Source organism: Mesorhizobium sp. B3-1-8 (assembly GCF_006439495.1).
GTDB lineage: Bacteria > Pseudomonadota > Alphaproteobacteria > Rhizobiales > Rhizobiaceae > Mesorhizobium.
Window position 1 is genome coordinate 54,209 of record NZ_VFTK01000032.1, and the last position, 26,026, is coordinate 80,234.

Sequence of the window (26,026 nt, forward strand, 5' to 3'; positions counted from 1 at the left end):
GAAGAGACGGCCGACACCCAGGTAAATACGGGCTGCCTAACGATTCGGCAATTGCGAAACCTGCATAGCTGGTGTGCAGAATTGCGGGATCAATCGTCAGACAAATAAGCGAAGCAATGGCCTGGTCCTGGCGACGGCTAAGCGGCAGGCAAGCGATGTCGTCAACGACGTCGGCTACAACCTGCTGGTCGAGTTGAAGCGCGCATTGGGACGTTCTCCAGGATCGGCCGGAGCGGTGTCGGCCGAGCGCCACCGCTAGACTGTTCCAGTGCTTTTCGCGCGAAACAGGCCTATCACAATTCCTTTCCTATCGGGTCATCGGGCACGGTGTCGGCGACTGTCCATCCCTTGCCAGTCAAACGAAATCGCTGACCTGCGCCTTGCAAGTCTTCCAGCAGGCCGTCATCGACCAACCGACCAATGGTCGCTCGCCACCGCGCCACCTCCCTGCCGCCTGCGTCCTCTGTGAAGTTGACTTTGCCGGCATAGATATCGGTTCCTCCTATGTACTCCGATATCCACACATAGCCGTCCGCATCCGGGGTCGCCGCATTCTTCAGCACGCGTTGCGCATCAAGGTCTATGATAGCTTGAAGTGTGGGCGTCTCGGTGAAACGGCCAAAGCCCAGGTTCACAATTTCCGGTCCTTTTAGCATGCCCGCCACATAGGGGGTTTCGCGCATCGTCTGGGGCAGGTGATCGCGAAGCTTGTTGCCGAGCTCTTCGGGCGTCTTGTAGGTGTAGTATAGGCCTTTGCCCTTCGCCCATTCCTTGAACACTTTGAGCTTTTCGAGCTGGTCTCCATCTATCATGTCTTGCGGAATAGGTCGGTCCGAGAAGTAGAGCATGACTGGCTTGCCGGCGGTGTGATGTCGTTCGATTTCCTCGATCGTGCCGCTGACAGCCTCGCCGGTTGCCGTGCCGACACGGCTCCAGAAAATGCCGATGACGATATCGGCATGCGCCAGCACGCGATCGTTGACCATGCCCTGCGGCCGGCCAGCGAGTTCAGGAGAGAGGGTTTCCCAGCCTACAGGCATCAAGACGACCTTCTGGTCGCGAGAAAAGACCGCATTCCAGCCAGCGATGGCCTCGCGGACTGCAACCCGCTCTTCACCAACGTCGCTCGGCGAAGCTATGAAGAATTCTAATGCTTTGGCGTCATAGGCCATAAGCTTACCCCTCTCTGATTTGGCTTTGGCTGCTCCAGGAACGTAAGATCAGGCACAGTTTTTCCAAGTCTCCTAAGTCGGGTAGCGTTTAGGAAAATCGGCAAGTCAGCGGGATGTGTCGAAGTTCTGATCCCTGACCTATAGATCAGGGTCTAACGTGGTCGACTGATTGAAACGAGGTACGGAGCTGAACGCACTTAGAAGCCCGTTTGGTAGCTCATTCCCGGTGCCCTTGAGGCGAACAGAAAACCCAGATGTGTCATGAATTTCAACATCATGCCCAGCGCCGGCCGTGGGGCGTTTGAGGGTCGTCCACCCGATAACCCACGGGTGATATTCTACACCGAAAGCTATCTGCGAGCCGCTGTCGCTGATTTGCAGGACGCTATGTCGCCGGCTCATAGGAAAGAATTCGGATTCGATAATTCCAAAACGGGGAATTGTAATTGCCGAGGTATCCTTACCGATTCCGGGCGCGTTGAATTGGCGGATCTGTTCGGTGAGGAAAGCCGGCAGCTGGTCGAAAGCGGGAGGCTGCGCCTTGATGCGCTCCGAGACGGCAGCCACGACTCGGCGACAATCGAAACCAATAGCACTGATGGCAAAGTACGTGCTGGGCCATTCGCGGGGAGTATGCCTAATTTCGCTTTTGCCGTCTGGCTTAAGGATGATGTCCTCTAACATCGGCCGAAAGCTGCCGGCATCTCGCTTGAAACCAGCGATGCACAACTGCAGCTCCTGTCCGACTGACAGCTGCGACGCAAGCTTTCGTCTCAGATGCCGAACAGCGTGGGTAATTGACCAGCGATTGATCATTCCACCCATGCTGATGGCGCCTCTGCCGCGACCACGCCGGTTGCCTAAAGTAGGATCTCCAGACAATTGAGCAGCGATCACTTCGTCAGTTGGAACTCCACCAAGGAGAGCTTGGCCCGCATACCCAATGGTCACAACAGCATCACTGGCGCGATAAACGATCTGCTTTGTGGAGAATTCGTCCAGCGGAAAGAAATTTTTGCCAACTGATGCGGACACCAGTCGATCGCCTACCTGTACGATGCCCGAAGGACTAGCAAAGGTGAGAATTAGCGTCATTCGCTTGCATTGTAGATATCGCTACCCGGGCTGCCAAGGCTAGAGCACCAAATTATTCTCACATATAATTTTGCTAAAACCGGTGCGGCTTGAATTGCGTTGAACGTAGCGCATGCATGGGCCATTTGCCCGCGCTATTGCACCGGCACGTTTTCCTTGAAGATCAGCCGCGGCTCGATGAACTTTTTCGTCAGATAGGGCGCCGACGACGCGATGGATCCGAGCAGGCGGATCACCGACTGCTCGGCGATCAGCCGCGCATTCTGGTCGATCACGACGTCGGCGAGATCGTCGACGAGATAGCGACGCGTTTCCTTGGTCAGGTCGTGGCAGATGAAGACCGGCTTCTTACGCGGCTTGACCTCGAGCAAGGCCTTGGCCACGCCGGACCGTCCGGCGCCGACGCAATAGATGCCGAGCAGGTCCGGTTCGTTGTGCAGCGCCTTGATGGTCGCGCGGTAGCTGGCGTCCGGGTCGTCATTGCTCTCGGCGGCGCTTGAGACCGTGAGGTTGGGAAACTCTTCGCTCAGCACCGAACGAAAACCCATCTCGCGCTCCTCGTGGCCGCGATAGGAGCGCGAGCCGACCACCATCGCCAGATGTCCTGTACGGCCGCCGAGGAAGCGGCCCATCAGCAGCGCCGCGGTGCGGCCCGCCACCCGGTTGTCGATGCCGACATAGGCCGAGCGGGGTGCCGCCGGGACATCCGAGATCAACGTGACCAGCCTGATCCCGGCATCGACCAGCTCGCGCAGGATGTTGCGCGTGCGCGGGTGGTCGACGGCGATGACGCCGACACCGTTGGCTTTGAGCGACAGGTTCTCCACCGCGCTTTGCAGCGCGCCAGGCGAAATGCCGGCAAGGTTGTGGATGCGGCAGGAGGCGACCAGCGGCAGGCGTGCCGCATAATCCTCGATGTGATGCGCAAGATCGGCCATGAAGCCGTTGGACCCGATCGGCAGGAAGAATTCCAGGTGCGCCGGCTTCGACGGCAGCACGACCTGATCGAGCGTCGGCAGATAGCCGAGCTGCTTGGCCGCCTCCATCACCCGCTGCCGGTTGGCAGCACTTGCCCCTGGCCGGTTGTTGAGCACCCTGTCGACGGTCGCGGTCGACAGGCCGCAGCTTCTGGCGATGTCGGCTACCGTGGCTTTCATGAGTCCAGTCATAGGATGGGAAGCGAGCCCCTGTCAGGACAATTCAACGTCAGGCCAAACCGACGCCGAGCCAAATCGACGCCAGACCGTCAGCCATGCCGCTGCGGGCCGTCGGAAATCGCGTCCCGGATCTCCTTGTCCGACATGCCGGTGATGACGCGCTCGACCTCGGCGACCGTAGTCTTTTTCGGATCGATGTCGTCGGCCACCACCTTGCCCCGGCGCATCACCACGATGCGGTCGACCACCTGGAAGACGTGATGGATGTTGTGCGCGATGAAGATGCAGGAGTGCCCGGAATCACGGGCGCTGCGCACGAAGCTCAGCACCCCTTGCGTCTCGGCGACGCCGAGATTGTTGGTCGGTTCATCGAGGATGATGAGATCGCTGTCGAAATGCATGGCGCGCGCGATCGCCACGGCCTGCCGCTCGCCGCCCGACAGCGAGCCGATCGGTGTCGTCGGCGGGATATTCTTGGTGATGCCGACCTGCCTGAGCAGGTCGCGCGCCACCGCGTTCATTGCGTCCTGGTCCATGCGGTTCAAGAAGCGCGGCGCCCTGATCGGCTCGCGCCCGAGGAACAGGTTGCGCGCGATCGACAACTGCGTGACGAGGGCCGAGTCCTGGTAGATCGTCTCGATGCCGTGGGCGATGGCGTCGCTGGTGCTGCGCAGCGTCACCTTCTTGCCGCGGATGAAGATGTCGCCGCTGGTCAGCGGCACGGCGCCCGACAGCACCTTGATCAGCGTCGACTTGCCCGCGCCGTTGTCGCCGAGCAGGCCGACGATCTCCTTTTCGTTGACGTGGAAATTGGCGTCCACCAGCGCCTGCACGCGCCCGTAGGACTTGCGGATGTTTTCCATGCGGATCAGTGGTTCGGCCATGGTTCAGGTTCCTGCCTGGTGCCGGCGTTCGAGCCAGGAATGCAGCGCCATCATGCCGAGGATGATCGCGCCGATGAAGATGTTGTAGGCGAGCCCCGGCACGCCGATCAGCACGATGCCGTTGCGCATGACGCGCAGGATCAGGATGCCGAGCACCGTGCCGATGATGGTGCCGCGTCCGCCGGTCAGCGCCGTGCCGCCGATCACCACCATGGCGATGACTTCGAGCTCGTAGCCGGTGCCGCTGTTGGGGTTGGCCGCGGACGTGCGCAGCGACGAGATGACGCCGGCGAGCGACGCCATCACCGCCGACAGGATGAACAGGCCGACCTTGACGCGGTTGACGTTGACGCCGCGCGCGCGCGCCGCGTTCGGATTGCCGCCGGCGGCCTGGATCCAGTTGCCGGTGCGGCTCTGCGTCAGCACATAGCCGAGCACGATCGCGGCGCCGATGAACCAGAACAGCGAGGCATAGATTCGGAACGGGCCGACATAGAAGTCGCCGACCAGGATATTGGCAAGCCAACTGTCTTCCGCGCTCCAGGTGCGCTGCGGGAAGCCGTCGGTGATGAACAATGCCGTGCCGCGCACGACCAGCAGCATGCCGAGCGTCACCAGAAAGGACGGGATCTTGAGCTGCGTGACGAACCAGCCATTCACCAGCCCGACCAGGGCAGCGACGATCAGCGCGATCAGCAGGCCCATCTCCAGCGAAGTGACGCCGCTGTTGAAGAGCGTCCACATCAGCACCGGCGAGAAGCCAAACAGCGAACCGACCGAGAGGTCGAATTCTCCGGATGTCATCAGCAAGGTCATTGCCAGCGCGATCAGGCCGAGCTCGACTGTGAAGGCCAGGATGTTCGAAATGTTCTGCGGCGACAGGAAGTCGGGATTGATGCCCCAGAAGACGACGAGCTCGACGACGAGCAGCACCAGCGGACCGAATTCCGGCCGCGCGACAAGGCGTTGGACGAAGGAATGGTTTTCCATTGAACCCGCGACGTAAGCGCGGCCGTCCGATGGGGACGGCGCGGGGAGAAGGAAAAACGGTCGCGACAGGGTGTCGCGACCGTTTCGCTTGAGGATTATTTGCCGGACAGGATCTTGTCGTAGACGCCGGCGGTGTCCTTCTCGTAAAGCGCGCCGGTGATGACGTTGAAGCCCGGGGGGATGCCGCTGGCGGCCATGTTGGCCATCGACAGCGCAATATAGCTGGTCGCCTGCGGGTCCTGCCACTGCCCGGCATTGACGTAGCCGTTCAGCACTTCCTGTGTGGTGTCGAGCGAGTTGCCCCAGCCGACGACTGGGATTTCGCCCGGCTTGACGCCGACCTGATCGAACACGCGCTTGATCGAGCCGGTGACGAGATCGCCGAGGCCGATGATCGCCTTCACCTTGCCCTTGTGCGCGGTGAGGTAGTCGACCATGCGGTTGATCGCTTCGGCTTGGTCGAGCGTCGCCTCGGTCACCTCATAGGTGATGCCGGCCGGCTCGAACACGCTCTTGATGCCTTCTTCTTCCTGCACGCCATAGGTGGCGCCGGGGATCTCGACCGGCATCCAGACGAAGTCGCCCTTCTTCACCAGGCCCTTGTCGACCAGATACTGCGCCCAGTGCTTGCCGAAGGTGACGTTGTCGCCGCCCACATAGGCGTTGAAGTTGGCTTTCGGATCGGGCGTGTTGAAGTTGATGATCGGGATGTTGGCCGCGCGGGCTTCCTTGACGATCTCGACCAGGCTGCCCGGATCGGGGCTGGTGGTGGCGATGCCGTCGGCCTTGGCCGCGATCGCGGCGCGCACGGCTTCCTGCTGGGACGCGACGTCGCCATTGTGGAACGAGGTGTTGACCGTGTTGCCCGTGTCCTTGGCCCATTGCTTGGCTCCGGCCAGGAAATAGGTCCAGACCGGATCGGCCGGGCCGCCATGCGAAATCCAGTAGAACGTCTTGGCCTCGGCCATCGCCGGAATGGCGAGTGCCGCGATCAAGCCAAGCACGAGCAGTCTTAGCCGCGAAAGCATTCGATTTCCTCCCATGTTGAAACTCTCCTCCTGGATCAGCGCGATGCGACCTTGGAACCCGCATCTCCTGCCAGCGCCGACCGGAACGTCCAGAGCATTCTCTTTTTCGGGCGGTGGCAAGCCTCCATCGTCAGTGGATGTTGGCACAGGCGCGCACGCCATCACCAATCCCATCAGATTGCATCAGCAACGGTGATATTCGTTGGGCAAGCGGCACTATCGACCATCCGCTGCATGGTGGCCTCCAAGCAAACCGCCCTTCTGGTGCGTCTTCAGAGAAGGCCCGCCTTGGCCAGGTCGCGCATGAGGTGGCTGGCGCCGTAGGTCCAGTGCGGACAGTCCGGCGACAGGCGCACGCGGTTGGTGAGCGCGCCGAGCTTTTCCGACGAGATGGTGACGATGTCGCCGACCTTGTGGGTAAAGCCCTTGCCCTTCTCGCCGCGATCCTTCGACGGCACGAACATGGTGCCGAGATAAAGCGCCAATCCGTCCGGATACTGGTGATGCGGCCCCATCGCGGCCTTGACCAGCTCTTCCGGCGAGCGGCTGATTTCCGCCATCGAGCTCGCGCCCTGCAGCGCGAAGCCGTCCTCGCCCTCGACGCTGAGCCGCACCGTGGCGCGCTTCACATCGGCGATGGAAAACGTCTCGTCGAACAGCCGGATGAAGGGGCCGAGCGAAGCGGAAGCGTTGTTGTCCTTGGCCTTGCCGAGCAACAGCGCCGAGCGCCCCTCGACGTCGCGCAGATTGACGTCGTTGCCGAGCGTGGCGCCGACGATGCGCCCCGAACTGTCGGCGATCATGGCGATCTCCGGTTCCGGATTGTTCCAGGTGGAGACCGGATGCAGACCGACATCGGCGCCGAAGCCGACCGAAGCCATCGGCTGGCATTTGGTGAAGATCTCGGCGTCCGGGCCGATGCCCACTTCCAGATATTGCGACCAGGCGCCGCGCGAAATCAGCTTGGTCTTGATCTCCATCGCTTCGGGCGAGCCGGGCTTGAGCTTCGACAGGTCGTGGCCGATCAGCCCCGCGATGTCGGCGCGTATGGCGTCGGCTTTTTCGGCCGAACCACGCGCCTGTTCCTCGATGACGCGCTCGAGCAGGCTGACGACGAAGGTGACGCCGGAAGCTTTCACCGCCTGCAGGTCGACGGGCGAGAGCAGGATCGGCTTCTTCGCATCGCGTTTGTCTTCGAGGCTGTTGGCCGCGATCTCGGCGAGCGCGCCGATCGCCTTGCCCTTGGCCGAGCGCAGATAGCCGGCCGGATCCTTCAGCTCGCAGACATCGCGCACCGTGGGCGCCGCGCTCGAGGTGACGTCGATGACCTGGCCGTCGCGCACCGTGACCACCAGCGGATGAGTAGCTTCGCTTGTCCTGGCGCGGCCGACGAAGAGGCCGTCGGCGGGCAGGCGGGTCGGATCGGTCATGGCATCATTCCTCTCAATTTTTCGCGCGCGGCACTTTTCCCCGATTTCGCGGAAACGTCTATCCCGCCAGCCGCAACATTTATGACCATGCATGTGCTGTCACACAGCCACGGCCGAACTGGCCCATCGAAGCGCTCTTTCAAATCTATGAAATCGGCAATAGGATTTTCACGAAGCTCCAGCGCGTAGGTGATCCTCTTGGCCGAAGCCTTTTCCGATCCGATCTGGCGAAAGCCCCAGGCGGCCACGGCGTTTCAGTGTGAGCTTTCGGCCGACGGCACGCTGGACGCGGTCGTCGTCGGCGGCGGCATTATGGGGCTGTCGACCGCGCTGCATGCGGCGCGCGCAGGCCTTTCCGTCCAGGTGCTGGATGCCGGCGCGATCGGGCAGGGCGCTTCGGGCCTCAATGGCGGCCAAGTCATCCCCGGCCTCAAATACGATCCGGAATGGCTGATCGAACACTTCGGCAAGGAACGCGGCGAAGCCCTGGTCGCGTTCGCCGCCTCGACGGCCGATGCCGTGTTCGACGTGATCCGTGACGAGAAACTGGCGGTGCCGTTCACGCGCAATGGCTGGATCCAGGCCGCGCACACCAAGACCGCGCTGAAGGCAGCGGCGAACCGGGATCGCCAATGGCGCTCGCGGGGTGCCGACGTCGAGCTGCTCGACAAAGCGGGAATTGCGGCGATGACCGGCGCCAAAGGCTATCTCGGCGGGTGGCTGGACCGCCGCGCCGGCGTCATCGATCCGCTGTCCTACACGCTCGAGCTCGCCCGCGTCGCCTCGGCCGCCGGCGCCCGCATCGCCGAGCAGCAGCGGGTGGTGAAGCTTGCCAAGGATACCGGTGTCTGGCGGGTTTCGACGCAAGGCGGCGCCGAATTGCAAGCCAAGTCGGTCGTGCTCGCCACCAATGCCTACACGGACGGCCTTCTGCCTGGTCTCGCGCAAACAATCGTGCCGCTGCATTCCTTCCAGATCGCCACCGCGCCGCTTCCGGCCGAGCTTGCCGCAAGCATCCTGCCGGGCGGTCAGGCCGTTTCCGATTCCCGTCGCATCCTGGTCTACTACCGCCGGACTCCTGATGGCCGGATGGTGCTGGGCGGTCGCGGCCGCATGGCGCTGCCTTCAAGCGCCGCCGATTGGGCGCATTGCGAACGCGCGCTCACCCGCCTCTATCCGGCGCTTGCCGGCATCGCCATCGAAAAGCGCTGGTTCGGCCGCGTGGCGCTGACGCCGGATCACCTGCCGCATCTGCATGAACCGGAAAAAGGCCTGCTCGCGGTCGTCGGCTGCCAAGGCAGGGGCGTCGGCCTGATGAGCGCGCTCGGCAAGCGCATGGCCAACTACCTTGCAAGCGGCGACGCCCGGCAGTTGCCGTTTCCGCTGTCGCCGATCAAGCCGATCCCGTTCCACGCCTTCCGCCAAGTCGGCGTCGCCGCGGCAATCACCTGGTACCGCATGCTCGACGCGTTCGAACGCTGACGCCGCATGCGTGCAGCGCACAAGCGAATCTGCTTGACAGTTTCATGAATATGAAAAAACATCAGGCGATTTCAAAAATCCGATGGAGCCAACAGGCACTTCGATGTCGACCATCGCCGCAACACGGCCCTTGCCGGAAAACCGCATCTCGCCGGTCTTCCGCTTCGCCATGCTGCTGCCGGGCGGGCTGGTTACATTCTTCCTCATCCTGTTCGCGCTTGGCCTGGTGGTCTTTCTCGCCTTCAGGGGAAATGACGGCTCGCTGCTCGGGGTTGGCCTGACGGTCGAAAATTTCGTCACCGTCGCCACCGATCCGCTCTATTGGACGGTGACGCTGCGCTCGCTGGTCATCGCCGGCATGGTGACGCTCGCCACCGTGGTCACCGCCTATCCGGTCGCCTATTACCTCGCCTTCCATGCCGGCCGCCGCCGCAACCTGCTGCTCTTCTTGGTCACGCTGCCGTTCTGGACAAGCTATCTGCTTCGCGTCTTCGCCTGGAAGATCGTGCTTGCCTATAATGGCGTGCTGAACTCGGCCTTCATCGAGACCGGCCTTTGGAACGAGCCGACGCTCGCCTTCCTCAACACGCCGGCCGCGGTGGTCGTCACGCTCGCCCACGCCTACGCGCCCTTCGCCATCCTGCCGATCTACGTGGCGCTGGACACGATCCCGAAATCGCTGCTCGAAGCCGCGTCCGATCTCGGCGCGCGGCCCTTTACCAGCTTCCGCCGCGTCGTGCTGCCCAATTCGATGCCGGGCGTTCTGGCGGCAGCGCTCGTCGTCTTCGTGCCGACGGTCGGCGACTATGTCACGCCGGCCATGGTCGGCGGTCCGGCCAGCACCATGATCGGCACGCTGATCCAGTCGCAATTCGGCAAGGCCAATGACTGGCCGTTCGGCGCCGCGCTCTCGGTCTGCGTCATGCTGGTCATCCTTTGCGTGGTGCTGGTCGCGCGCGGCGCCGACCGCCGGTTCGGCAGCCGCACATGAGCGCCCGGGCAGACATCAATAGCGACGGCCGCTGGCTCGGCCTCTACGTGCTTGGCTATCTCGTCTTCCTCTATCTGCCGGTGCTTTTGATCCCGCTGTTTTCCTTCAACAACTCGATCCAGGCGGCGTTTCCGTTGCAGGGTTTCACGCTCGAATGGTACCGCACGCTCTATGGCAATCCGGCGCTTTCCGGCGCTTTGGCCAACAGCTTGGTCATCGGCGTCATCGCCGCCTCCGGCGCGACGCTCTGCGGCATCACCGTATCCTATATGGACCTCTACGGCCGCTCGCCGCTCGCCGCCACGATCAGCGCCATCGCCCGGCTGCCGATCCTGATCCCGGGCGTCATCGTCGGCATTTCGCTGTTGATCCTGGTCAACCTCATCGGCCTTGGACCATCGCGCGTTTCCATCGTGCTCGGTCACATCCTCGTCGCGCTGCCGACCACCGTGGTGGTGATGCGCAGCCGCTTCGCCGCCATCCCGAAGACGATCCGCGAAGCGGCGCTCGACCTGGGCGCCTCCGACTGGACGACGTTCCGGCGCGTCATGCTGCCGCTCAGCCTGCCCGCCGTGCTGTCGGCTTTCATGCTCTCCTTCCTGATTTCCTTCGACGAGTTCATTGTCGTCTTTTTCCTCGCCGGCACCGAGCCGACGCTGCCGCTCTACATCTGGAGCCAGCTGCGCTTCCCGCGCTCGCTGCCGACCGTGATGGCGCTGGGAACGGTGATCCTCACTGTCTCCTTCATCATCGCCGGAACCGCAGAAATCCTTCGCCATCGCGGCCTTGGCGCCGCGCGCCGCAATCCAGCCTGAAGCACAACAAAGAAGAGGAGAACGAAAATGACATTCCACCTGAAATCGATCACCGCACACAAAGCCCGGGCGGGCCTTGCCGCGCTGGCGCTCGCGCTGTCGTCGACGGTCGCTCTTGCCGCCGACAAGCTGCAATATTTCACCTGGTCGGGCTATGAGCTGCCCGACTTCAACAAGAGCTTCCTTGCCGCGCATCCCGACGGTGTCGAGGCCTCGATCTTCGGCGACGACGACGATGCCTTCACCAAGGTCAAGGCCGGCTTCAGGCCCGACATCGCCCATCCCTGCTACGACAAGGTGGCGCGCTGGAACAAGGAAGGCCTGCTGCAGCCCATCGACACCAAGCGCATCAAGAACTGGGATTCGATCTTCCCGGTGTTCAAGAACCTGCCCGATCTGCAGGCCGGCGACGGCAAGGTCTGGATGGTGCCGTGGGACTGGGGCAACACCTCGATCCTCTACCGCACCGATCTGGTGAAAAACCCCGAGGCGAGTTGGAACCTTCTGTGGGACAAGCAATATGCCGGCCGCATGGCGACCATCGACGCCGTGCACGACACGCCGATCGTCGCCGCCCTTCTGGCGGGCGTGAACCCTTTCGACATGACGCCGGACCAGATGGACAAGGTGGCCGAAAAGCTGCGCGAGCAGCGGCCGCTGCTGTCGAGCTACACCACCGACATGACCTCCGTCGAGCAGGCTTTGGCGAGCGGCCAACTGGTCGCCGCCATGACCTGGAATGCGTCGGCAACTTCGCTCAAGAAGCAGGGCGTTCCGGTCGAGTTCATGAAGCCGAAGGAAGGTATGCTGACCTGGGCCTGCGGCTTCGTCATGCTGAAGGACGCCAAGAACATCGATCTCGCCTATGACTTCATCAACAGCCGGCTCGACGCCGACTCGGGCAAGTTTCTGATTCAGTCCTACGGCTATGGAAGCTCGCTCTCGACCGCCTTCGCCGGTGTGTCGAAGGAGGAACTCGACAAGCTGCAACTGCCAGCGGACCCGGACGTGATGCTGAAGAGCACCATCTTCACCGGCCCGATGAAGCAGAATGACGACGTGGCGAAGATGTTCGAGAAGGTGAAGGCAGGGGGCTGAGCGCTCTTGCCTTCTCCCCTTGTGGGGTGAGAAACGGTCCGCGTGAGCGGACGAAAAGCCAATTGCTTGGCTTTTCGAGCTTCGAACGCCCTGAGCCTGCGAAGGGCCGGGCGGTGACCGCGCAGCGGCCGGATGAGGGGTGTTCCAGGGAAAGCCAGCGTCTCACTCCGCTGGAACACCCCTCATCAGTCTCGGCGCTATCGCGCCGATCCACCTTCTCTCACAAGGGGAGAAGGGGAAAGATTACGAGGACCATTGCATGGACATTCTCGACGAAGCGGCGGCGAAGCCGAAAGACGATGCCGATATCCGCGTCGGCCGGCGCGTGCGGGCGCTCAGGCTCGAGCGCAAGCTGTCGCTGGCCGAACTCGCGGCCAAGGCCGGCATCTCCATCGGCGCGCTCAGCCAGATCGAGCGCGGCATGTCCTCGCTGCGCGTCAAGGTGATCTGGCCGCTCGCCGCCGCGCTCGACATCGAGCCTTCGGCGCTCATCGCCGACGGCAATGAAGCGGTCAACGACCTCTATTGCGTGCGCGCCGACAAGCGGCGCGCGATCCCGGTGAAATCCGAGGGCATCGCCAAGGCGCTGCTGTCGCCGCCTGCCGCGACGCTCACCGGCATGCTGGTCACGGTCGAGGCCGGCGGCGGCACGGCGGAAGCCTATGCCCATGCCGGCCATGAATTCGGCTTCGTGATGGCGGGCGAGGTCGAACTGGTGGTGGACGCCACGACCTATGTGCTGAAAGCCGGCGACAGTTTTGCCTTCAAGAGCACGCTGCTGCATGCCTTCCGCAATCCGGGCGCCGAGCGCTGCCAGATCCTGTGGGTCAACACGACAAAACCGTCAGAGGTGCGCGATGGCGCGTGACGCCTCAGAGCAATTCCAGGAAAAGTGTGAAGCGGTTTTCCGTCCGGAATTGCGAGAACCATTGGTTCGGCTGCAGAAAGTCTCGAAAGTCTTTCCAGGTGGCGTGGTCGGCCTCGATGCCGTCGATCTGGATATCGCCACCGGTGAGTTCCTGACCTTGCTCGGTCCGTCCGGCTGCGGCAAGACGACGAGCCTGCGGGTCATCGCCGGCTTCGAAAGCCCGACCAGCGGCAATGTCCTGCTCGACGGCCGCGACATCACCGCGCTGCGGCCCTTCGATCGCCCGGTCAACACCGTCTTCCAGGACTATGCGCTGTTCCCGCATATGGACGTCGCGGCCAATGTCGGCTTCGGCCTGTCGCTGCGCAAACTCACCGGAGCCGAGCAGGCAAAACGGGTCCGCGAGGCGCTCGACATGGTCGGGCTCGCCGACAAGCTGCGCGCCCGCGTCTCGGAACTTTCCGGTGGCCAGCGCCAACGCGTCGCTTTAGCCCGCGCCATCGTCTGCGAGCCGCGCGTGCTGCTGCTCGACGAGCCGCTGTCGGCGCTCGACGCGCATCTGCGCGAGCAGATGCAAGTCGAATTGAAGCGGCTGCAGTCGCGGCTCGGCACCACCTTCGTCATGGTCACCCACGACCAGACCGAGGCGCTGTCGATCTCGGACCGCATCGTCGTCATGAACAAAGGCCGCATCGAGCAGACTGCTGCGCCGGCGACGCTCTACGACCGGCCGGCGACGCGCTTCGTTGCTTCCTTCATCGGCACGATGAACCTCTTACAGTCGCATTTCGTCGGACGCGACGGCGAGCGCCTGCGCTTCGCCGCAGGTGAGTTGCCGCTGGAGGCTACATCCGACAGCGGCGAGACGCCGGCTGCCGGCGACACGCGCACCATCGGCGTGCGGCCGGAGGATCTTCTGGCCGCCAGTGAAGCCGCCGAGGGAACCGCGCCGGCACGGGTGAGCGGCGTCGTCTTCCATGGCCGCACGCTGCGCCTGCATGCCGAACTGGGTGAGGGGACCGCGATCGTCATCGATGCCCCGCGCCGTGCCGACGGTTCACAATTCAGCGTCGGCGACGTGGCGCATGTCAGCCTGCGGCGCGGCGCCAACTGTCCCATGCTTTCCAACTGATGCGAAAGCGTTGGTTCAAGACGCCTTGGCGAAGAATCCCTGATAATCGGACTTGGCCTGCAGCAGGCGCAGGATGTTCTCGCGCGAGCCGCGCACATGCGAACGGGCGCGCTCGCCGGCCAGCGTGACATCGCCGGCGCAGATCGCGTCGACGATGCCGGCATGTTCCTCGCGGGTGAGCTTCCATTCGTCCAGCCACAGAAGCTCTGTCCAGACATATTGCTGGCATTTGTCGAGGATGCCGCAAAGCATGCCGTGCAGCATCTCGTTGCCGCTGATCTCCGCGATCACCCGGTGCAGGTCGATGCCGACCTGCAACTCCTCGAATTTCTCCCTGGTGCTGCGATCCGGGATCGCCGCCAGCCGCTCGCATTCGGCGAGCATGTCGCGCAGTTTCGCCTTGTCGGCGGCGGTCGCGTTGGCTGCCGCCAGTTCGGTTGCGCGCCCGTCGAGCAATTCGCGGATGTCGAAAGCCTCGCGGAACATGGTGAGATTGAACTCGGCCACCACATAGCCCTGGCGCGGGCGCCCGATCACCAGCCCGTCGCGCTCCAGCCGGTTGAAGGCCTCGCGCACCGGCGTGCGGCTCACCTTCAGGCGCTCGGCGATCTCATTTTCCGTCACGCGGCCGCCCGGCGGGATCTGGCCGGTGATGATCAACGCCTTCAGCGCCTCGAACACCGAGTCGCGCAGCGTGTTCTTTCTCTCCTTCAAGCGTTCCGTCTCCAACGTTGCGTCACGGATTCGCGAGCTTAGTTCGTTTTAGGGCAGGCTTGAACAGGAGCATTTCGCCGGAGGCATTGCCCCCGCGGAACGGTCGTCCTCTACCGCAACCAAAAAACGCGAAAACTCGAGTTGACATCGGCCTCCGAAAAAATACACTCAAAATTGTATACAAATTCGCATACCAAATCAACGATAACGGGAACACCGGTTGGAGAAGCGAAAATGACGAAGAGACTTTGTATTCACGGCATGGCCGTCGCCGGCCTGCTGGCCATAGTCGCCGTTCCGGCCTCGGCCGCCGACACCATCACCGTCGCCTCATGGGGCGGCACCTATCAGGAAGCGCAGACCAAGGCCTTCTTCGATCCGACGGCCAAGGAACTCGGCATCACCATCAAGCAGGACACCACCAACGGCCTCGACGACGTGCGCCTGCAGGTCACCGGCAATGCCGTCAAATGGGACATCACCGAGCTTGGCGCCGACGAATGCGCGCGCGGCTCCAAGGAAGGTCTGTTCGAAAAACTCGACTACAACGTCATCGACAAGAGCGGCATCAACCCGAAGCTTGTCCACGACGACTGGGTCGGCATCTCCTACACCTCCGTGGTGCTGATCTATCGCACCGATGTCTTCGGCGACAAAGGCCCGAAGACCTGGGCCGATTTCTGGGACGTCGAAAAATTCCCCGGCCGCCGCGCGCTTTCCGGCAGCCAGTCGACCGAAACGCTGAGCGTTGCGGCACTCGCCAAGGGCATTCCGATCGACAAGGTCTATCCCGTCGACATCGACGGCGCGCTGCAGTCGGTGGACAAGATCCGCGGCCACATCGATGCCTGGTGGACATCCGGCGCGCAGGCCATGCAGCTCGTCAAGGACGGCGAGGTCGACATGGCGAGCATCTGGAACGGCCGCGCCGGCACCTTGAAGAAGGAAGGCGCGCCCGTGAGCTTCTCCTTCGACCAGGGCGTGCTCACCGCCGATTGCATGGTCATCCCGAAGGGGTCGAAGAACAAGGACATCGCGATGAAGGCGCTGGCCAAGTTCGTCAGCCCCGATCTCCAGGCCAATCTGCCGCTCTATGTCGACAATGGCCCCGCCAACGAGAAGGCGTTCGAGACCGGCAAAATCCCGCCGGAGCGCATCAAGGACATCAATTCCGCGCCCGAGAACGTCAAGAAGCAGGTGCTGCAGGATCCAGCCTTCTGGCGTGACACCCTCGTCGAGGCGACCGAGAAGTTCAACAACCTGATCCAGCAATAGCGATCCTGTTGGAGCGGCGTCGGCGAGACGCCGCTCCGCATCGTTTCGCGAAACATGATCCGGAGTTGAAGGAGATGCTCTTGTCTCTCGGGCAGACCGCGCTTCCCATCGGTATCAGCGGTATCGAGAAGCGCTTCGGCGGCGTGTCCGTGCTGCATGACCTCGGCCTCGATGTCGCCGCAGGCGAGTTCCTGACGCTGCTCGGGCCGTCCGGCTCGGGAAAGACGACGCTGCTGATGATCCTGGCCGGTTTCGTGCGGGCCAATGCCGGCTCCATCATGGTCGGCGGCGAGGAGATCATCACCATGCCGCCGCACAAGCGCAACATCGGCATGGTGTTCCAGAACTATGCGCTGTTCCCGCATATGAACGTCTTCCACAACATCGCCTTTCCGCTGAAGCAGCGACGCGTGTCGACGGCCGAAACGGCCGAGCGTGTCGAGAGGGCGCTGGACCTTGTGCAGCTGAAAGGCCTCGGCGAGCGCCGCGTCGACCAGCTCTCCGGCGGCCAGCGCCAGCGTGTGGCCTTGGCCCGCGCCATTGTCTTCGAGCCGCGCATCGTGCTGATGGACGAGCCGCTGTCGGCGCTCGACAAGAGCCTGCGCGAGCATATGCAGATCGAGCTGCGCAACCTGCACCGAAGGCTCGGCATGACGACGGTCTACGTCACGCACGACCAGCGCGAGGCGATCACCATGTCGGACCGCGTCGCCGTCATGAATGCCGGGAGCATCGAGCAGATCGACCAGCCCGAAGCCCTTTACGCGAGGCCGAAGACCAAATTTGTCGCCGGCTTCATCGGCGAATCCAGCTTCATCCCGGTCGAATGCCGCAATGGCGGCGTCTGGCATGAGGGGAGCAAGCTGCGCATGAAGGATCCAATGCCGTCCCCCGGCCGGCACCTGATGGTGGTGCGGCCGGAAAAGCTGCGCGTGATCGCCGGCGAACCTGCAGGCGACGTCAATGCGCTGCCGGCAATTGTCGGCGATGTCATCTACCAGGGCGACAGCTTCGTCTGCTACGCGACGCTCAGGGACGGGCGACAGGTGACGTTGCGCGACTATTGCCGTTCCGACGTGCTGGCGAAACTGCCGGCGCCGGGCGAGCCGATAACACTCGGCATCGACGCGCAGGACGTCGTTCTGGTGGCCGACCAATGAGCCTCGCATCCGCCAGTTTCGATCATGTCGGCAGGTCTGATCGCGCGCTCAATGCCGATACGCTCAACGCCGACGCGCGACGGGAGGCGCGTGGCCTGCTCGCGCTTCTGTCGCCCGGGCTGCTTCTGGTCTTCGCCGTCATCATCGTGCCGATCGGCTGGCTGTTCTGGCTGTCGCTGTTCGACGAGGCCGGCCAACTCAGCGCCGCCAATTACGCGCGCTTTTTCGAGCAGGCCTCCTACATCAAGACCTTCGTCACCACCTTCAAGGTGGCCTTCGTCGTCACCGGCGCCTGCGTGCTGTTCGGTTATCCGCTGGCCTATATGCTGTCGCAGCTGCCGCGCCGCGCCGCCGGGGTCTGCCTGGTCTTCGTGATCCTGCCGTTCTGGACCTCGGTGCTGGTGCGCACCTATGCCTGGCTGGTCATCCTGCAGCGCAAGGGCCTGGTCAACAGTTGGCTGATCGACCTCGGCGTCATCTCCCAGCCGCTGCCGCTCGCCAACAATTTCGCCGGCGTGGTCATCGGCATGACCCACATCATGCTGCCTTTCCTGGTCCTGCCGCTCTACGCCTCGATGAAGAGCATCGACACCGACTGCCTGCGCGCCGGCATGAATCTCGGCGCCAGCCCGGCCGCCACCTTCCGGCAGATTTTCCTGCCGCTGTCGCTGCCCGGTCTCGCCTCGGGCGTGGTCATCGTCTTCGTGCTGTGCCTCGGCTTCTTCGTCACCCCGGCGCTGATGGGCGGCGGCAAGGTGATCATGTGGGCGATGCGCATGGAGCAGACCACCAGCCTCTATTCCAACTGGGGCGCGGGCGCCGCGCTCGGCGTCGTGCTGCTTGGCGTCACGCTGGCGCTGCTCGGCCTCTTCCAGTGGCTGCTCGGCGCCCGCGCCACCGGGGTCTGGAGTGAGCGATGAGCATGGAGAACGCCCTGCCCATCTCGCATCGGCAACGCCTCTGGCTCTACGCGCTCGGCGGGCTTGTCATGCTGTTCCTGATCGCGCCGTCGGTGATCATCGTCATCATGTCCTTCTCCGGTTCGACGCTCTTGCAGTTCCCGCCGCAGGAATGGTCGCTGCGCTGGTATGAGAGCTATTTCGGCTCCGTCGAATGGCGCGACGCCACCATCGTGTCGGTCAAGGTCGCGGTGATGACGGCGGTCGTCGCAACCCTGCTCGGCACCGCCGCGGCCTACGCCATCAACGCCCGCACGCTGCGGCTGACCGGCGCCATCAACGCGCTGCTCACCGCCTCGCTGATCATCCCGGTCATCCTGATCGGCATCGGCACTTTCTTTCTCTATGCCCGCATAGGCCTCAACAACACGCTGACCGGCCTCGTCATCGCGCACACAGTGCAGGCGCTGCCGCTGGTCGTGCTGACCGTGCTCTCGGGCTTGCGGTCCTATGACATGAACCAGGAGATGGTCGCCCGCAGCCTCGGCGCCGGCCGTTTCTCCGCCTTCTTCCAGGTGACGACGCCGCAAATAAGATTCTCCATCGTCTCGGGCGCGCTGTTCGCCTTCATCACCTCCTTCGACGAGGTGGTGGTGTCGCTGTTCATCTCCGGCGGCGAGACCACGACGCTGACGCGCCGCATGTTCAATGCGCTGCGCGACCAGATCGATCCGACGATCGCCGCCATTTCGACTTGCCTGATCGTGCTATCGATCGTCTTGTTGTCCGCTGCCCAACTCTTCGGCCGCGGACGTTGATTCAGGGATACCCAGAACCGCATGCGTGACTTCCAGTTTCCCGGCCGCTCGCCAGCCCGCGCCACCGAGGCCATGGCCGCGACCTCGCATCCGTTGGCGACGCTTGCCGCGATCGACATGCTGCGCTCCGGCGGCAACGCGATGGACGCCGCGGTCTGCGCGGCCGCGGTGCAGGCCGTGGTCGAACCGCAATCGACCGGCATCGGCGGCGACTGCTTTGTCCTCTATTGCCCGAAGGGCGACGGCAACGTGCTGGCCTTCAACGGCTCGGGCCGGGCACCCGGGGCCGCGACGGTCGACTGGTACCGGGACAAGGGATTCAGCGAACTGCCGAAACAAGGCCCGCACGCGGTCACCGTTCCCGGCGCCATCGACGCCTGGTGCCGCTTGTTGGAGGATCACGGCCGCAAGGGTTTGGCCGACGCACTCGCTCCGGCCATTCGTTACGCGGAAGAAGGCTATGTCGTGCACGACCGCGTCGCCTTCGACTGGGAGGATCCCGAGACCGACCTGTCGGCCGACGAGGTCGCGACGCGCATCTTCCTGCCGGGCGGCAAGCCGCCGAAGGCGGGTGACGTCCATCGCCAGCCGGAGCTGGCTGAGACGCTGCGCGTCATCGCAAGGAAAGGCCGCGCCGGTTTCTACGAGGGTGCGGTCGCGGACGATCTGGTCGGGCGGCTTCGCGTGCTCGGCGGCCTGCATACACTCGACGATTTCGCCGCCACCAAGGGCGATTACCGGACCCCGGTCAGCACCTCCTATCGCGGTTACGATATCCACCAGATGCCGCCGAACAACCAGGGCCTCACCGCGCTTCTGATGCTGAACCTGCTCTCGGGCTTCGAGCTGGGCAAGCTCGATCCGGACGGCGCCGCGCGCCTGCACCTCGAGATCGAGGCGGGCCGGCTCGCCTACCAGGACCGCGATGCGTTTTTCGCCGATCAAGATCATGTCGACGTGCCGGTCAAAGCGCTGCTTTCCGGCGCCTATGCCGATCGCCTGCGCGCCGCGATCGATCCCGAGCGCGCCATGACCGATCTGCCGCGTCTCGACCTGCCGGGCAGCGACACGGTCTATATCAGCGTCATCGATCGCGACCGCAATGCGGTCAGCTTCATCAACTCGACCTATTATTCCTTCGGCAGCGGCGTCGTCGGCCCGAAGACCGGCGTCGTGCTGCAGAACCGTGGCTCCAGCTTCCGCCTCGATCCGAAGCACCCGAACGCAATCGCGCCGGGCAAACGGCCGATGCACACGATCATGCCGGGCATGATGACGAGGAACGGCCGCGCCTTGATGCCCTTCGGCGTGATGGGCGGCGGCTATCAGCCCTTCGGCCATGTCCATGTGCTGACCAACATGATCGACTTCGGCATGGACCCGCAGCAGGCGATCGATGCCGCGCGGGTGTTCTACAACCACGACGTCGTCGAGGCCGAGCGAAGCTTGCGCGCCGAGACGATCGAAAGTCTCTGCCGGCTTGGTCACAAGGTGGTCGAGCCCGGTCATCCGCTGGGCGGCGGACAGGCGGTGCTGATCGATTGGGAAAAGGGCACGCTGACCGGCGCGTCCGATCCGCGCAAGGACGGCCTGGCGCTCGGATATTGAGCAGCGCTGGACATCGGCCGATCGTTCGAAACATAGTCTGGAACCATGACAAACAGCGAAAACGCCACCGATCTCGCCCATCGCCTTGCACCCGGCGCCGACGACGCGCCGGCCATCGCCGCGCCCGAACGGACGGCCCTCTCGCATGGCGGACTACGCCGCCTGATCGGCGATACCGTGGCGCGGCTCAACGCGCTGGGCATCGGTCGCGGCGACCGTGTCGCCATCGTGCTGCCGAACGGTCCGGAAATGGCGACGGCTTTCATCGCCGTTGCTGCGGCCGCGTCCACCGCGCCGCTCAATCCGGCCTACCGGGCCGACGAGCTCGATTTCTATCTGAGCGACATCGGCGTCAAGGCGATCCTCGTCGGCAGGGACGAGCAGGGCCCTTCGGTCGAAGTCGCCGGGCGCCTCGGCATCCCGGTGCTGCGGCTGGCGGCGCCGCAAGGCGCGCCGTCTGGCGTGTTCACGATCGAGGGCGATCCCGCCGGGCCGCCGGTCGCCTCGGGCCTGGCCGCCGACGGCGATGTCGCGCTCCTTCTGCATACCTCCGGCACCACGTCGCGTCCGAAACTGGTGCCGCTCAGCCATGCCAATCTCGCGGCGTCGGCAACGCATATCGGCGCCACGCTCGGCCTGACGCCAGCCGACCGCTGCCTCAACATCATGCCGTTGTTTCACATCCATGGCCTGATCGCCGCGGTGCTTTCCTCGCTCGCCGCCGGCGGCAGCGTTTTCTGCACGCCGGGTTTCAACGCGCTGCGTTTCTTCCAGTGGCTCTCCGAAGCCAAGCCCAGTTGGTACACCGCCGTGCCCACCATGCACCAGGCGATCCTGCCGCGCGCCGCCCGCAACCCCGAGCAGCTCGCCGAAGCGAAGCTGCGCTTCGTCCGCTCGTCGTCGGCTTCGCTCCCGGCGCAAGTGATGGCCGAGCTCGAATCCACCTTCGCCTGTCCGGTGATCGAGGCCTACGGCATGACCGAGGCCGCGCACCAGATGGCGTCCAACCGCCTGCCGCCTGGACTGCGCAAGCCCGGCAGCGTCGGCGCGTCGGCGGGACCGGAAGTCGCCGTCATGGCGCAGGACGGGCGGCTGCTCAAACCCGGCGAGATCGGCGAGATCGTCATTCGCGGCCCCAACGTCACCGCCGGCTATGAGAAGAACCCGGACGCCAACGCCAGCGCCTTCGCTCATGGCTGGTTCCACACCGGCGACCAGGGCGTGCTCGACGAGGACAGCTACCTGCGCGTCACCGGCCGGCTGAAGGAGATCATCAATCGCGGTGGCGAAAAGATCTCGCCGCTCGAGGTCGACGAAGTGCTGATGGACCATCCGGCGGTGGCGCAGGTCGTCACCTTCGCCATGCCGCATGACAAGCTGGGTGAAGAGGTAGCGTCCGCTGTCGTGCTTCGCGAAGGCCAGAGCGCCAGCGAGGCAGACATTCGCGGCTTTGCCTCGACGCGGCTCGCCGATTTCAAGGTGCCGCGCAAGGTGCTGATCCTCGACGAAATCCCGAAGGGCGCGACCGGCAAGCTGCAGCGCATTGGGCTGGCGGCCAAGCTCGGTCTCGGCTGATGCGCATCACTGTCTTCGGCGCCGGCGCCATCGGTGGCTATCTCGCCGCGAAGCTCGCGATCGCCGGCTCGGTCCATCTGTCGATCGTGGCGCGCGGCGCGCATCTGGAGGCGATCGAGGCCGATGGACTTCGCCTGGTTGAAAACGGCAAGGAAACGGTGGCGCGGGTCAGGGCGGCGGCACACGCCGAGGAACTCGGCGTACAGGACTATGTCGTGCTGGCGCTGAAGGCGCATTCGCTGGCGCCGGCGCTCGATCAGATCGCGCCGCTGCTGGGCGAGGGGACCGCCGTCGTCACCATGCAGAACGGCGTGCCCTGGTGGTATTTCCACAAGGCCGGCGGCGCGCTCGAAGGCACGCGGCTCGACGCGGTCGATCCTGGCGGTGCGATCTGGGATCGCATCGGGCCGCAGCGCGTCATCGGCTCGGTCGTCTATCCCGCCGTGGAGGTCGACGCGCCCGGCCTGATCCGCCATGTCGAGGGTACACGCTTTTCGCTGGGCGAACCGTCGGGCCAGAAGAGCGAGCGAGCCACTGCGCTTGCCCGCGAAATGGTCAAGGCCGGGCTGCAGGCGCCGGTGCGCGAGGACATCCGCTCGGAGATCTGGGTGAAGCTTTGGGGCAATCTTTCCTTCAACCCGATCTCGGCGCTGACCGGCAGCACGCTTGCGGCCATCGTTGCAGACGAAGGCACCCGCGCCGTCGCCCGCGCCATGATGCTGGAGGCGCAGGCGATCGGCGAAAGCCTCGGCGTGCGCTTCCTCATCCCCGTCGACCGCCGCATCAAGGGCGCTGGCGATGTCGGCGAGCACAAGACCTCGATGCTGCAGGACCTCGAACGCGGCCGCCCGATGGAGATCGACGCGCTGGTAACGGCGGTGCAGGAACTCGGGCGCCTGACCGGCCAGCCGACGCCGACCATCGACACCGTGCTGGCGCTGGTACGGCGGCTGGCGATCGAGCGCGGGTGTTATTCTCCCTTGTAGATTGTTCTTGTTTTGTTCTAGTCTGAGCCTTTGGACGATATCCGAAAGGGATCAGCCATGAACGAACAACCGTGGTTCGGGATCGGCAGGAATGGGCAGGCTTTTTTTCGTTGGGACGAGCCCAGTCAGGAGCCCAACGACCGACTGTTCTTCGCCATCCTTCTCGAAGAGATGATTGCTCGTATGCTGGCCTCACGAGCCGTGACTTGGCAGCGGGAGTTAGGGCTCGGCGGAAAGCTCATTCGAACCAGGCATCTGCATATTTCGCTTGTCATGCTCGGCGATCACGATGGATTGCCAAGATCTCTGGTCGACGCCGCTTGCTCGGCAGGCTCTCTCGTCCGAGCTCAAGCCTTTGATGTGTCGTTTGACCGTCTGTCGGCCTTTGGTGGCGGCGCTCTCGTTCTGCGCGGCAGTGACGGCGTTCCCGCATTGCAGGCTTTCTGGCGAGCGCTCGCCGCTGTGCTATCCGACAGCCCGTTTAAGCCGCTTGTCGGGAAGTCGATCGAGCCGCACGTCACATTGCTGCGTGACAAAGTGCGTGTTCCGAAAGTCAATGAGCGGCCAATTGAGCCGATTGGTTGGACCGTGCGCGAGTTCGTGCTGATACACAGCTTCCTGCGTCAGGACCGCTATCAGATCATCAGACGCTGGCAATTGAACGGTCAGGATGACGCGCATGCTGTCATGTGAGCATCTCAAATCGTCCTTATCGTCAGCGCGCAGGCCTCGCCATGCTGACAGGAATTGTCACCTGCGAAGCGACCGAGCCGTGGCGGGCGAACGATCGATACCTACTTGATGTCTGGTCCAAACCGGGAGGATCCCATGACCACTGCCGAAATTGCCAAGGACTTCACTGAACTCCTCAAACAGGGCGACAGCCATAGCGCCGCCGCGAAATACAATGCCGACGACATCGTCAGTTACGAAGCCATGGAAGGCCCGATGGCCGTGTGCAACGGCAAGGAAGCCGTCAAGCAGAAGGGCGAGTGGTGGGAAGCGAACCACGAGGTCCACGGCGGCTCGGTCGAGGGTCCCTATGTCAATGGCGACCAGTTCGCCTTGCGCTTCAGCTTCGACATTACGCCCAAATCCACCGGCGAACGTGTCAAAATGGACGAGGTCGGCCTCTACACGGTCAAGAACGGCAAGATCAGCGAAGAGCGTTTTTACTATTGAGGCCGATCGGCCTGAGCGTCTCGCTTCTTTCGCTGCGTAAACTTGAAATCAGAGATGGCGACCGGGCTGATATTCCGGTCGCCATGCCAGCTTCTCAAATCGTCTTCACATACTGAGCCAGCTGGTCGGCCACTGTGCCCCAGCCGTCGAAGAAACCCATCTCCTCGTGGCTATTGCGCGTCGCTTCGTCGCGGTGGATGGCGGTGGCGGTGTAGCGCGTGCCTTTGCCTTCCGGTGTCAGGGCGATGACTGCGGTGATGAACGGCTCGCCCGACGGCCGGTAGCCCGGCAGCAGCGCGTCGGTCCACACCAAGCGTTCGTTCGGCACGATCTCGAGATAGCAGCAATGGCGGTCGCTCACCTCCTTGCCGTCGGGCGACTGGATGCGCGTGCGGAACAGGCCGCCCGGTCTGAAGTCGATCTCGCAATCGGTGATGACCCACGGTTTTGGCGTGAACCACTGCTTGACGTGCTCCGGCGTCGTCCAGGCGCGCCACAGCAATTCGCGTGGCGCATCGAGAAAGCGCTCCAGCGTCAGGTCCAGTTTCGGGTTCGGCTTGAACGGATAGCTCACTTTTCACTCTCCTTGAGGCTCATCACATAGGCGTCGAACTGGTCGAGGCGGTGCTCCCACAGCGCGCGCTGTTCGGCGAGCCAGTTTTCCGCAAGCTTCAGCGGCTCGGGCGAAAGACTGTAGGTTCTGACTCGGCCGGTCTTTTGCGACTGCACCAGCCCGCAGCCCTCCAGCACCTTGAGATGCTCGACGAAGGAGGGCAGGGCCATCTCGAACGGCTCCGCCAGTTCGCTGACCGAGGCCGGGCTTCTGTTCAGCCGCTCCACGACACCCCGGCGCGTCGGATCGGCAAGCGCGCGAAAAATGCCGTCGATGGGCGGCGGGCTCTGGCTGGCGGTATCAAGGCTGATCATTGGCTCTCGGTTCTGGCGTTTCGAATAATACTTAGGAAAAAACCTTAGTGTTGGCAAGAGCCAAAAACGAGCCTTCGTGAAGCGCTGGCAAAGCTGCTGCTGCGGGCCTAGGATTCGCTCAGATTCGCAAACCCACCGAGGCCTGCCTTGCCCATCACTATGTACGGCATCACTACCTGCGACACGATCAGGAAGGCGCGCGCCTGGCTGGAAAGCCATGACGTGCCGTATCGCTTCCATGACTACCGCGCCGAAGGGATCGAGGCGGAAAGGCTGAACGGCTGGGTCGGCAAGGTCGGCTGGGAAAAGCTGCTCAACAAGGGCAGCACCACTTTTCGTGAGCTGCCGGAGACGGACAAGGCCGGGGTGGACGAGAAGAAGGCGAAGAAGCTGATGCTCGCCAAGCCGACGATGATCAAGCGGCCGGTTCTGGAGGTGGGGGAGCGGGTTTTAGTAGGGTTCAAGCCGGAGGTCTATGAGGAGGCGGTTGGCGGAAAGTAGTCGCTAAGAACCCTCCCTCTTACGTCGAGTTCCTTCGCCCCCCTCTCTGTCCTGCCGGACATCTCCCCCTCAAGGGGGGAGATTGGCAGCTTTGACGAGGCGCTCGTCTTGCAACGTCTGCGATTGGCGAAGGCCGGCGTGACGGCTGATCTCCCCCCTTTGAGGGCAGGGGAATCGCATATGGCGTTTTTGGGGTTGAGTTTAGGCTGAGAAAGGATTCTTTGGAGAGGCAGTTGAGC

At 63.5% G+C, this 26,026-nt stretch carries 26 protein-coding genes; 16 read left to right on the plus strand and 10 right to left on the minus strand.

Translation table 11 applies throughout. From position 1 onward, the window contains the following. Positions 1–293: 293 nt before the first annotated feature. The 7 genes from FJ424_RS25320 to FJ424_RS25350 all read right to left on the minus strand — a co-directional run bounded on the left by FJ424_RS25320 (position 294) and on the right by FJ424_RS25350 (position 7,756). Positions 294–1,172: a hypothetical protein gene (locus FJ424_RS25320; RefSeq protein WP_140657701.1), complete on the minus strand. Its 879-nt coding sequence runs from the start codon at positions 1,170–1,172 to the stop codon at positions 294–296. A 138-nt stretch (positions 1,173–1,310) separates the two neighbouring features. Continuing rightward, a complete protein-coding gene (locus FJ424_RS25325) occupies positions 1,311–2,267 on the minus strand; it encodes a hypothetical protein (RefSeq protein ID WP_140657699.1) in 957 nt (318 codons plus the stop codon). 134 nt (positions 2,268–2,401) lie between these two features. Then, on the minus strand, positions 2,402–3,424 hold the full coding sequence (locus FJ424_RS25330; protein ID WP_140657697.1) for a LacI family DNA-binding transcriptional regulator: 1,023 nt from the start codon (positions 3,422–3,424) through the stop codon (positions 2,402–2,404). 89 nt (positions 3,425–3,513) lie between these two features. Continuing rightward, on the minus strand, positions 3,514–4,308 hold the full coding sequence (locus FJ424_RS25335; protein WP_140645098.1) for an ATP-binding cassette domain-containing protein: 795 nt from the start codon (positions 4,306–4,308) through the stop codon (positions 3,514–3,516). 3 nt (positions 4,309–4,311) lie between these two features. Next, a complete protein-coding gene (locus FJ424_RS25340) occupies positions 4,312–5,298 on the minus strand; it encodes an ABC transporter permease (protein ID WP_140657695.1) in 987 nt (328 codons plus the stop codon). Positions 5,299–5,393: 95 nt separating this feature from the next. Continuing rightward, positions 5,394–6,326, minus strand: a complete 933-nt coding sequence (locus tag FJ424_RS25345) for a substrate-binding domain-containing protein (protein ID WP_140657693.1) — start codon at positions 6,324–6,326, stop codon at positions 5,394–5,396. A gap of 272 nt (positions 6,327–6,598) precedes the next feature. Further along, on the minus strand, positions 6,599–7,756 hold the full coding sequence (locus FJ424_RS25350) for a fumarylacetoacetate hydrolase family protein (protein ID WP_140657690.1): 1,158 nt from the start codon (positions 7,754–7,756) through the stop codon (positions 6,599–6,601). A 198-nt stretch (positions 7,757–7,954) separates the two neighbouring features. Between FJ424_RS25350 and FJ424_RS25355 the strand changes: the two genes are divergently transcribed. The 6 genes from FJ424_RS25355 to FJ424_RS25380 all read left to right on the plus strand — a co-directional run bounded on the left by FJ424_RS25355 (position 7,955) and on the right by FJ424_RS25380 (position 14,142). Continuing rightward, positions 7,955–9,238 (plus strand): FAD-dependent oxidoreductase, encoded by a 1,284-nt coding sequence (locus FJ424_RS25355; protein ID WP_140657688.1) that lies wholly within the window; start codon positions 7,955–7,957, stop codon positions 9,236–9,238. A 103-nt stretch (positions 9,239–9,341) separates the two neighbouring features. Beyond that, complete coding sequence (locus FJ424_RS25360) at positions 9,342–10,229, plus strand: ABC transporter permease (RefSeq protein WP_140657685.1); 888 nt, start codon at positions 9,342–9,344, stop codon at positions 10,227–10,229. After that, complete coding sequence (locus FJ424_RS25365; protein WP_140657683.1) at positions 10,226–11,044, plus strand: ABC transporter permease; 819 nt, start codon at positions 10,226–10,228, stop codon at positions 11,042–11,044. Before FJ424_RS25360 ends, FJ424_RS25365 begins: the two co-directional genes overlap by 4 nt. A 27-nt stretch (positions 11,045–11,071) precedes the next feature. Next, positions 11,072–12,142 carry an ABC transporter substrate-binding protein gene (locus FJ424_RS25370; RefSeq protein ID WP_140657681.1) on the plus strand — a complete coding sequence of 357 codons (1,071 nt, stop codon included), beginning with the start codon at positions 11,072–11,074 and terminating at the stop codon, positions 12,140–12,142. 259 nt (positions 12,143–12,401) lie between these two features. Continuing rightward, positions 12,402–13,010, plus strand: a complete 609-nt coding sequence (locus tag FJ424_RS25375) for a cupin domain-containing protein (RefSeq protein ID WP_140657679.1) — start codon at positions 12,402–12,404, stop codon at positions 13,008–13,010. Positions 13,011–13,071: 61 nt separating this feature from the next. Continuing rightward, positions 13,072–14,142, plus strand: a complete 1,071-nt coding sequence (locus tag FJ424_RS25380) for an ABC transporter ATP-binding protein (protein ID WP_246677348.1) — start codon at positions 13,072–13,074, stop codon at positions 14,140–14,142. Positions 14,143–14,157: 15 nt separating this feature from the next. Here the strand turns inward: FJ424_RS25380 and FJ424_RS25385 are convergent, their stop codons facing one another. After that, positions 14,158–14,856, minus strand: a complete 699-nt coding sequence (locus FJ424_RS25385) for a GntR family transcriptional regulator (protein WP_181167006.1) — start codon at positions 14,854–14,856, stop codon at positions 14,158–14,160. A 234-nt stretch (positions 14,857–15,090) separates the two neighbouring features. Here FJ424_RS25385 and FJ424_RS25390 point away from each other — a divergent pair, with 234 nt between their 5' ends. From FJ424_RS25390 to FJ424_RS25430, 9 genes are all read left to right on the plus strand, one after another. Further along, a complete protein-coding gene (locus tag FJ424_RS25390; RefSeq protein WP_140657675.1) occupies positions 15,091–16,131 on the plus strand; it encodes an ABC transporter substrate-binding protein in 1,041 nt (346 codons plus the stop codon). Positions 16,132–16,211: 80 nt separating this feature from the next. Continuing rightward, positions 16,212–17,291 carry an ABC transporter ATP-binding protein gene (locus FJ424_RS25395; protein WP_140657673.1) on the plus strand — a complete coding sequence of 360 codons (1,080 nt, stop codon included), beginning with the start codon at positions 16,212–16,214 and terminating at the stop codon, positions 17,289–17,291. Continuing rightward, positions 17,288–18,211, plus strand: a complete 924-nt coding sequence (locus FJ424_RS25400) for an ABC transporter permease (RefSeq protein ID WP_140657671.1) — start codon at positions 17,288–17,290, stop codon at positions 18,209–18,211. The genes FJ424_RS25395 and FJ424_RS25400 overlap by 4 nt, the downstream gene beginning before the upstream one ends. After that, the gene (locus FJ424_RS25405; RefSeq protein ID WP_140657669.1) at positions 18,208–19,008 is read left to right on the plus strand and encodes an ABC transporter permease; all 801 of its coding nucleotides are present in this window, start codon (positions 18,208–18,210) and stop codon (positions 19,006–19,008) included. Before FJ424_RS25400 ends, FJ424_RS25405 begins: the two co-directional genes overlap by 4 nt. Before the next feature lie 21 nt (positions 19,009–19,029). Next, entirely contained in the window at positions 19,030–20,616 is a 1,587-nt protein-coding gene (gene ggt / locus FJ424_RS25410) for a gamma-glutamyltransferase (RefSeq protein WP_140657667.1), read from the plus strand. Positions 20,617–20,661: 45 nt separating this feature from the next. After that, entirely contained in the window at positions 20,662–22,191 is a 1,530-nt protein-coding gene (locus tag FJ424_RS25415; RefSeq protein ID WP_140657665.1) for an acyl--CoA ligase, read from the plus strand. After that, complete coding sequence (locus tag FJ424_RS25420) at positions 22,191–23,177, plus strand: 2-dehydropantoate 2-reductase (RefSeq protein WP_140657663.1); 987 nt, start codon at positions 22,191–22,193, stop codon at positions 23,175–23,177. Before FJ424_RS25415 ends, FJ424_RS25420 begins: the two co-directional genes overlap by 1 nt. Positions 23,178–23,234: 57 nt before the next feature. Further along, positions 23,235–23,870 carry a 2'-5' RNA ligase family protein gene (locus FJ424_RS25425; RefSeq protein ID WP_140657661.1) on the plus strand — a complete coding sequence of 212 codons (636 nt, stop codon included), beginning with the start codon at positions 23,235–23,237 and terminating at the stop codon, positions 23,868–23,870. A 135-nt stretch (positions 23,871–24,005) separates the two neighbouring features. Continuing rightward, complete coding sequence (locus FJ424_RS25430) at positions 24,006–24,359, plus strand: nuclear transport factor 2 family protein (RefSeq protein WP_140645080.1); 354 nt, start codon at positions 24,006–24,008, stop codon at positions 24,357–24,359. Between the two features lie 94 nt (positions 24,360–24,453). On the opposite strand, the gene FJ424_RS25435 is transcribed toward FJ424_RS25430, so the two are convergent. Continuing rightward, a complete protein-coding gene (locus FJ424_RS25435) occupies positions 24,454–24,933 on the minus strand; it encodes an SRPBCC family protein (RefSeq protein WP_140657659.1) in 480 nt (159 codons plus the stop codon). Further along, a complete protein-coding gene (locus FJ424_RS25440; RefSeq protein WP_140657657.1) occupies positions 24,930–25,286 on the minus strand; it encodes a metalloregulator ArsR/SmtB family transcription factor in 357 nt (118 codons plus the stop codon). Before FJ424_RS25440 ends, FJ424_RS25435 begins: the two co-directional genes overlap by 4 nt. Positions 25,287–25,433: 147 nt before the next feature. On the opposite strand from FJ424_RS25440, the gene FJ424_RS25445 reads away from it, so the two are divergent. Next, positions 25,434–25,787 carry an ArsC family reductase gene (locus FJ424_RS25445; protein ID WP_140657655.1) on the plus strand — a complete coding sequence of 118 codons (354 nt, stop codon included), beginning with the start codon at positions 25,434–25,436 and terminating at the stop codon, positions 25,785–25,787. Positions 25,788–26,026 lie beyond the last annotated feature (239 nt).

What these genes read in the sequence shown, in the direction of transcription:
- FJ424_RS25320 (WP_140657701.1), bottom strand. Translation starts at nt 1,172, where the DNA reads ATGGCCTATGACGCCAAAGCATTAGAATTCTTCATAGCTTCGCCGAGC.
- FJ424_RS25325 (WP_140657699.1), bottom strand. Translation starts at nt 2,267, where the DNA reads ATGACGCTAATTCTCACCTTTGCTAGTCCTTCGGGCATCGTACAGGTA.
- FJ424_RS25330 (WP_140657697.1), bottom strand. Translation starts at nt 3,424, where the DNA reads ATGAAAGCCACGGTAGCCGACATCGCCAGAAGCTGCGGCCTGTCGACC.
- FJ424_RS25335 (WP_140645098.1), bottom strand. Translation starts at nt 4,308, where the DNA reads ATGGCCGAACCACTGATCCGCATGGAAAACATCCGCAAGTCCTACGGG.
- FJ424_RS25340 (WP_140657695.1), bottom strand. Translation starts at nt 5,298, where the DNA reads ATGGAAAACCATTCCTTCGTCCAACGCCTTGTCGCGCGGCCGGAATTC.
- FJ424_RS25345 (WP_140657693.1), bottom strand. Translation starts at nt 6,326, where the DNA reads ATGCTTTCGCGGCTAAGACTGCTCGTGCTTGGCTTGATCGCGGCACTC.
- FJ424_RS25350 (WP_140657690.1), bottom strand. Translation starts at nt 7,756, where the DNA reads ATGACCGATCCGACCCGCCTGCCCGCCGACGGCCTCTTCGTCGGCCGC.
- FJ424_RS25360 (WP_140657685.1), top strand. Translation starts at nt 9,342, where the DNA reads ATGTCGACCATCGCCGCAACACGGCCCTTGCCGGAAAACCGCATCTCG.
- FJ424_RS25365 (WP_140657683.1), top strand. Translation starts at nt 10,226, where the DNA reads ATGAGCGCCCGGGCAGACATCAATAGCGACGGCCGCTGGCTCGGCCTC.
- FJ424_RS25370 (WP_140657681.1), top strand. Translation starts at nt 11,072, where the DNA reads ATGACATTCCACCTGAAATCGATCACCGCACACAAAGCCCGGGCGGGC.
- FJ424_RS25375 (WP_140657679.1), top strand. Translation starts at nt 12,402, where the DNA reads ATGGACATTCTCGACGAAGCGGCGGCGAAGCCGAAAGACGATGCCGAT.
- FJ424_RS25390 (WP_140657675.1), top strand. Translation starts at nt 15,091, where the DNA reads ATGACGAAGAGACTTTGTATTCACGGCATGGCCGTCGCCGGCCTGCTG.
- FJ424_RS25400 (WP_140657671.1), top strand. Translation starts at nt 17,288, where the DNA reads ATGAGCCTCGCATCCGCCAGTTTCGATCATGTCGGCAGGTCTGATCGC.
- FJ424_RS25405 (WP_140657669.1), top strand. Translation starts at nt 18,208, where the DNA reads ATGAGCATGGAGAACGCCCTGCCCATCTCGCATCGGCAACGCCTCTGG.
- ggt (WP_140657667.1), top strand. Translation starts at nt 19,030, where the DNA reads ATGCGTGACTTCCAGTTTCCCGGCCGCTCGCCAGCCCGCGCCACCGAG.
- FJ424_RS25415 (WP_140657665.1), top strand. Translation starts at nt 20,662, where the DNA reads ATGACAAACAGCGAAAACGCCACCGATCTCGCCCATCGCCTTGCACCC.
- FJ424_RS25420 (WP_140657663.1), top strand. Translation starts at nt 22,191, where the DNA reads ATGCGCATCACTGTCTTCGGCGCCGGCGCCATCGGTGGCTATCTCGCC.
- FJ424_RS25425 (WP_140657661.1), top strand. Translation starts at nt 23,235, where the DNA reads ATGAACGAACAACCGTGGTTCGGGATCGGCAGGAATGGGCAGGCTTTT.
- FJ424_RS25430 (WP_140645080.1), top strand. Translation starts at nt 24,006, where the DNA reads ATGACCACTGCCGAAATTGCCAAGGACTTCACTGAACTCCTCAAACAG.
- FJ424_RS25440 (WP_140657657.1), bottom strand. Translation starts at nt 25,286, where the DNA reads ATGATCAGCCTTGATACCGCCAGCCAGAGCCCGCCGCCCATCGACGGC.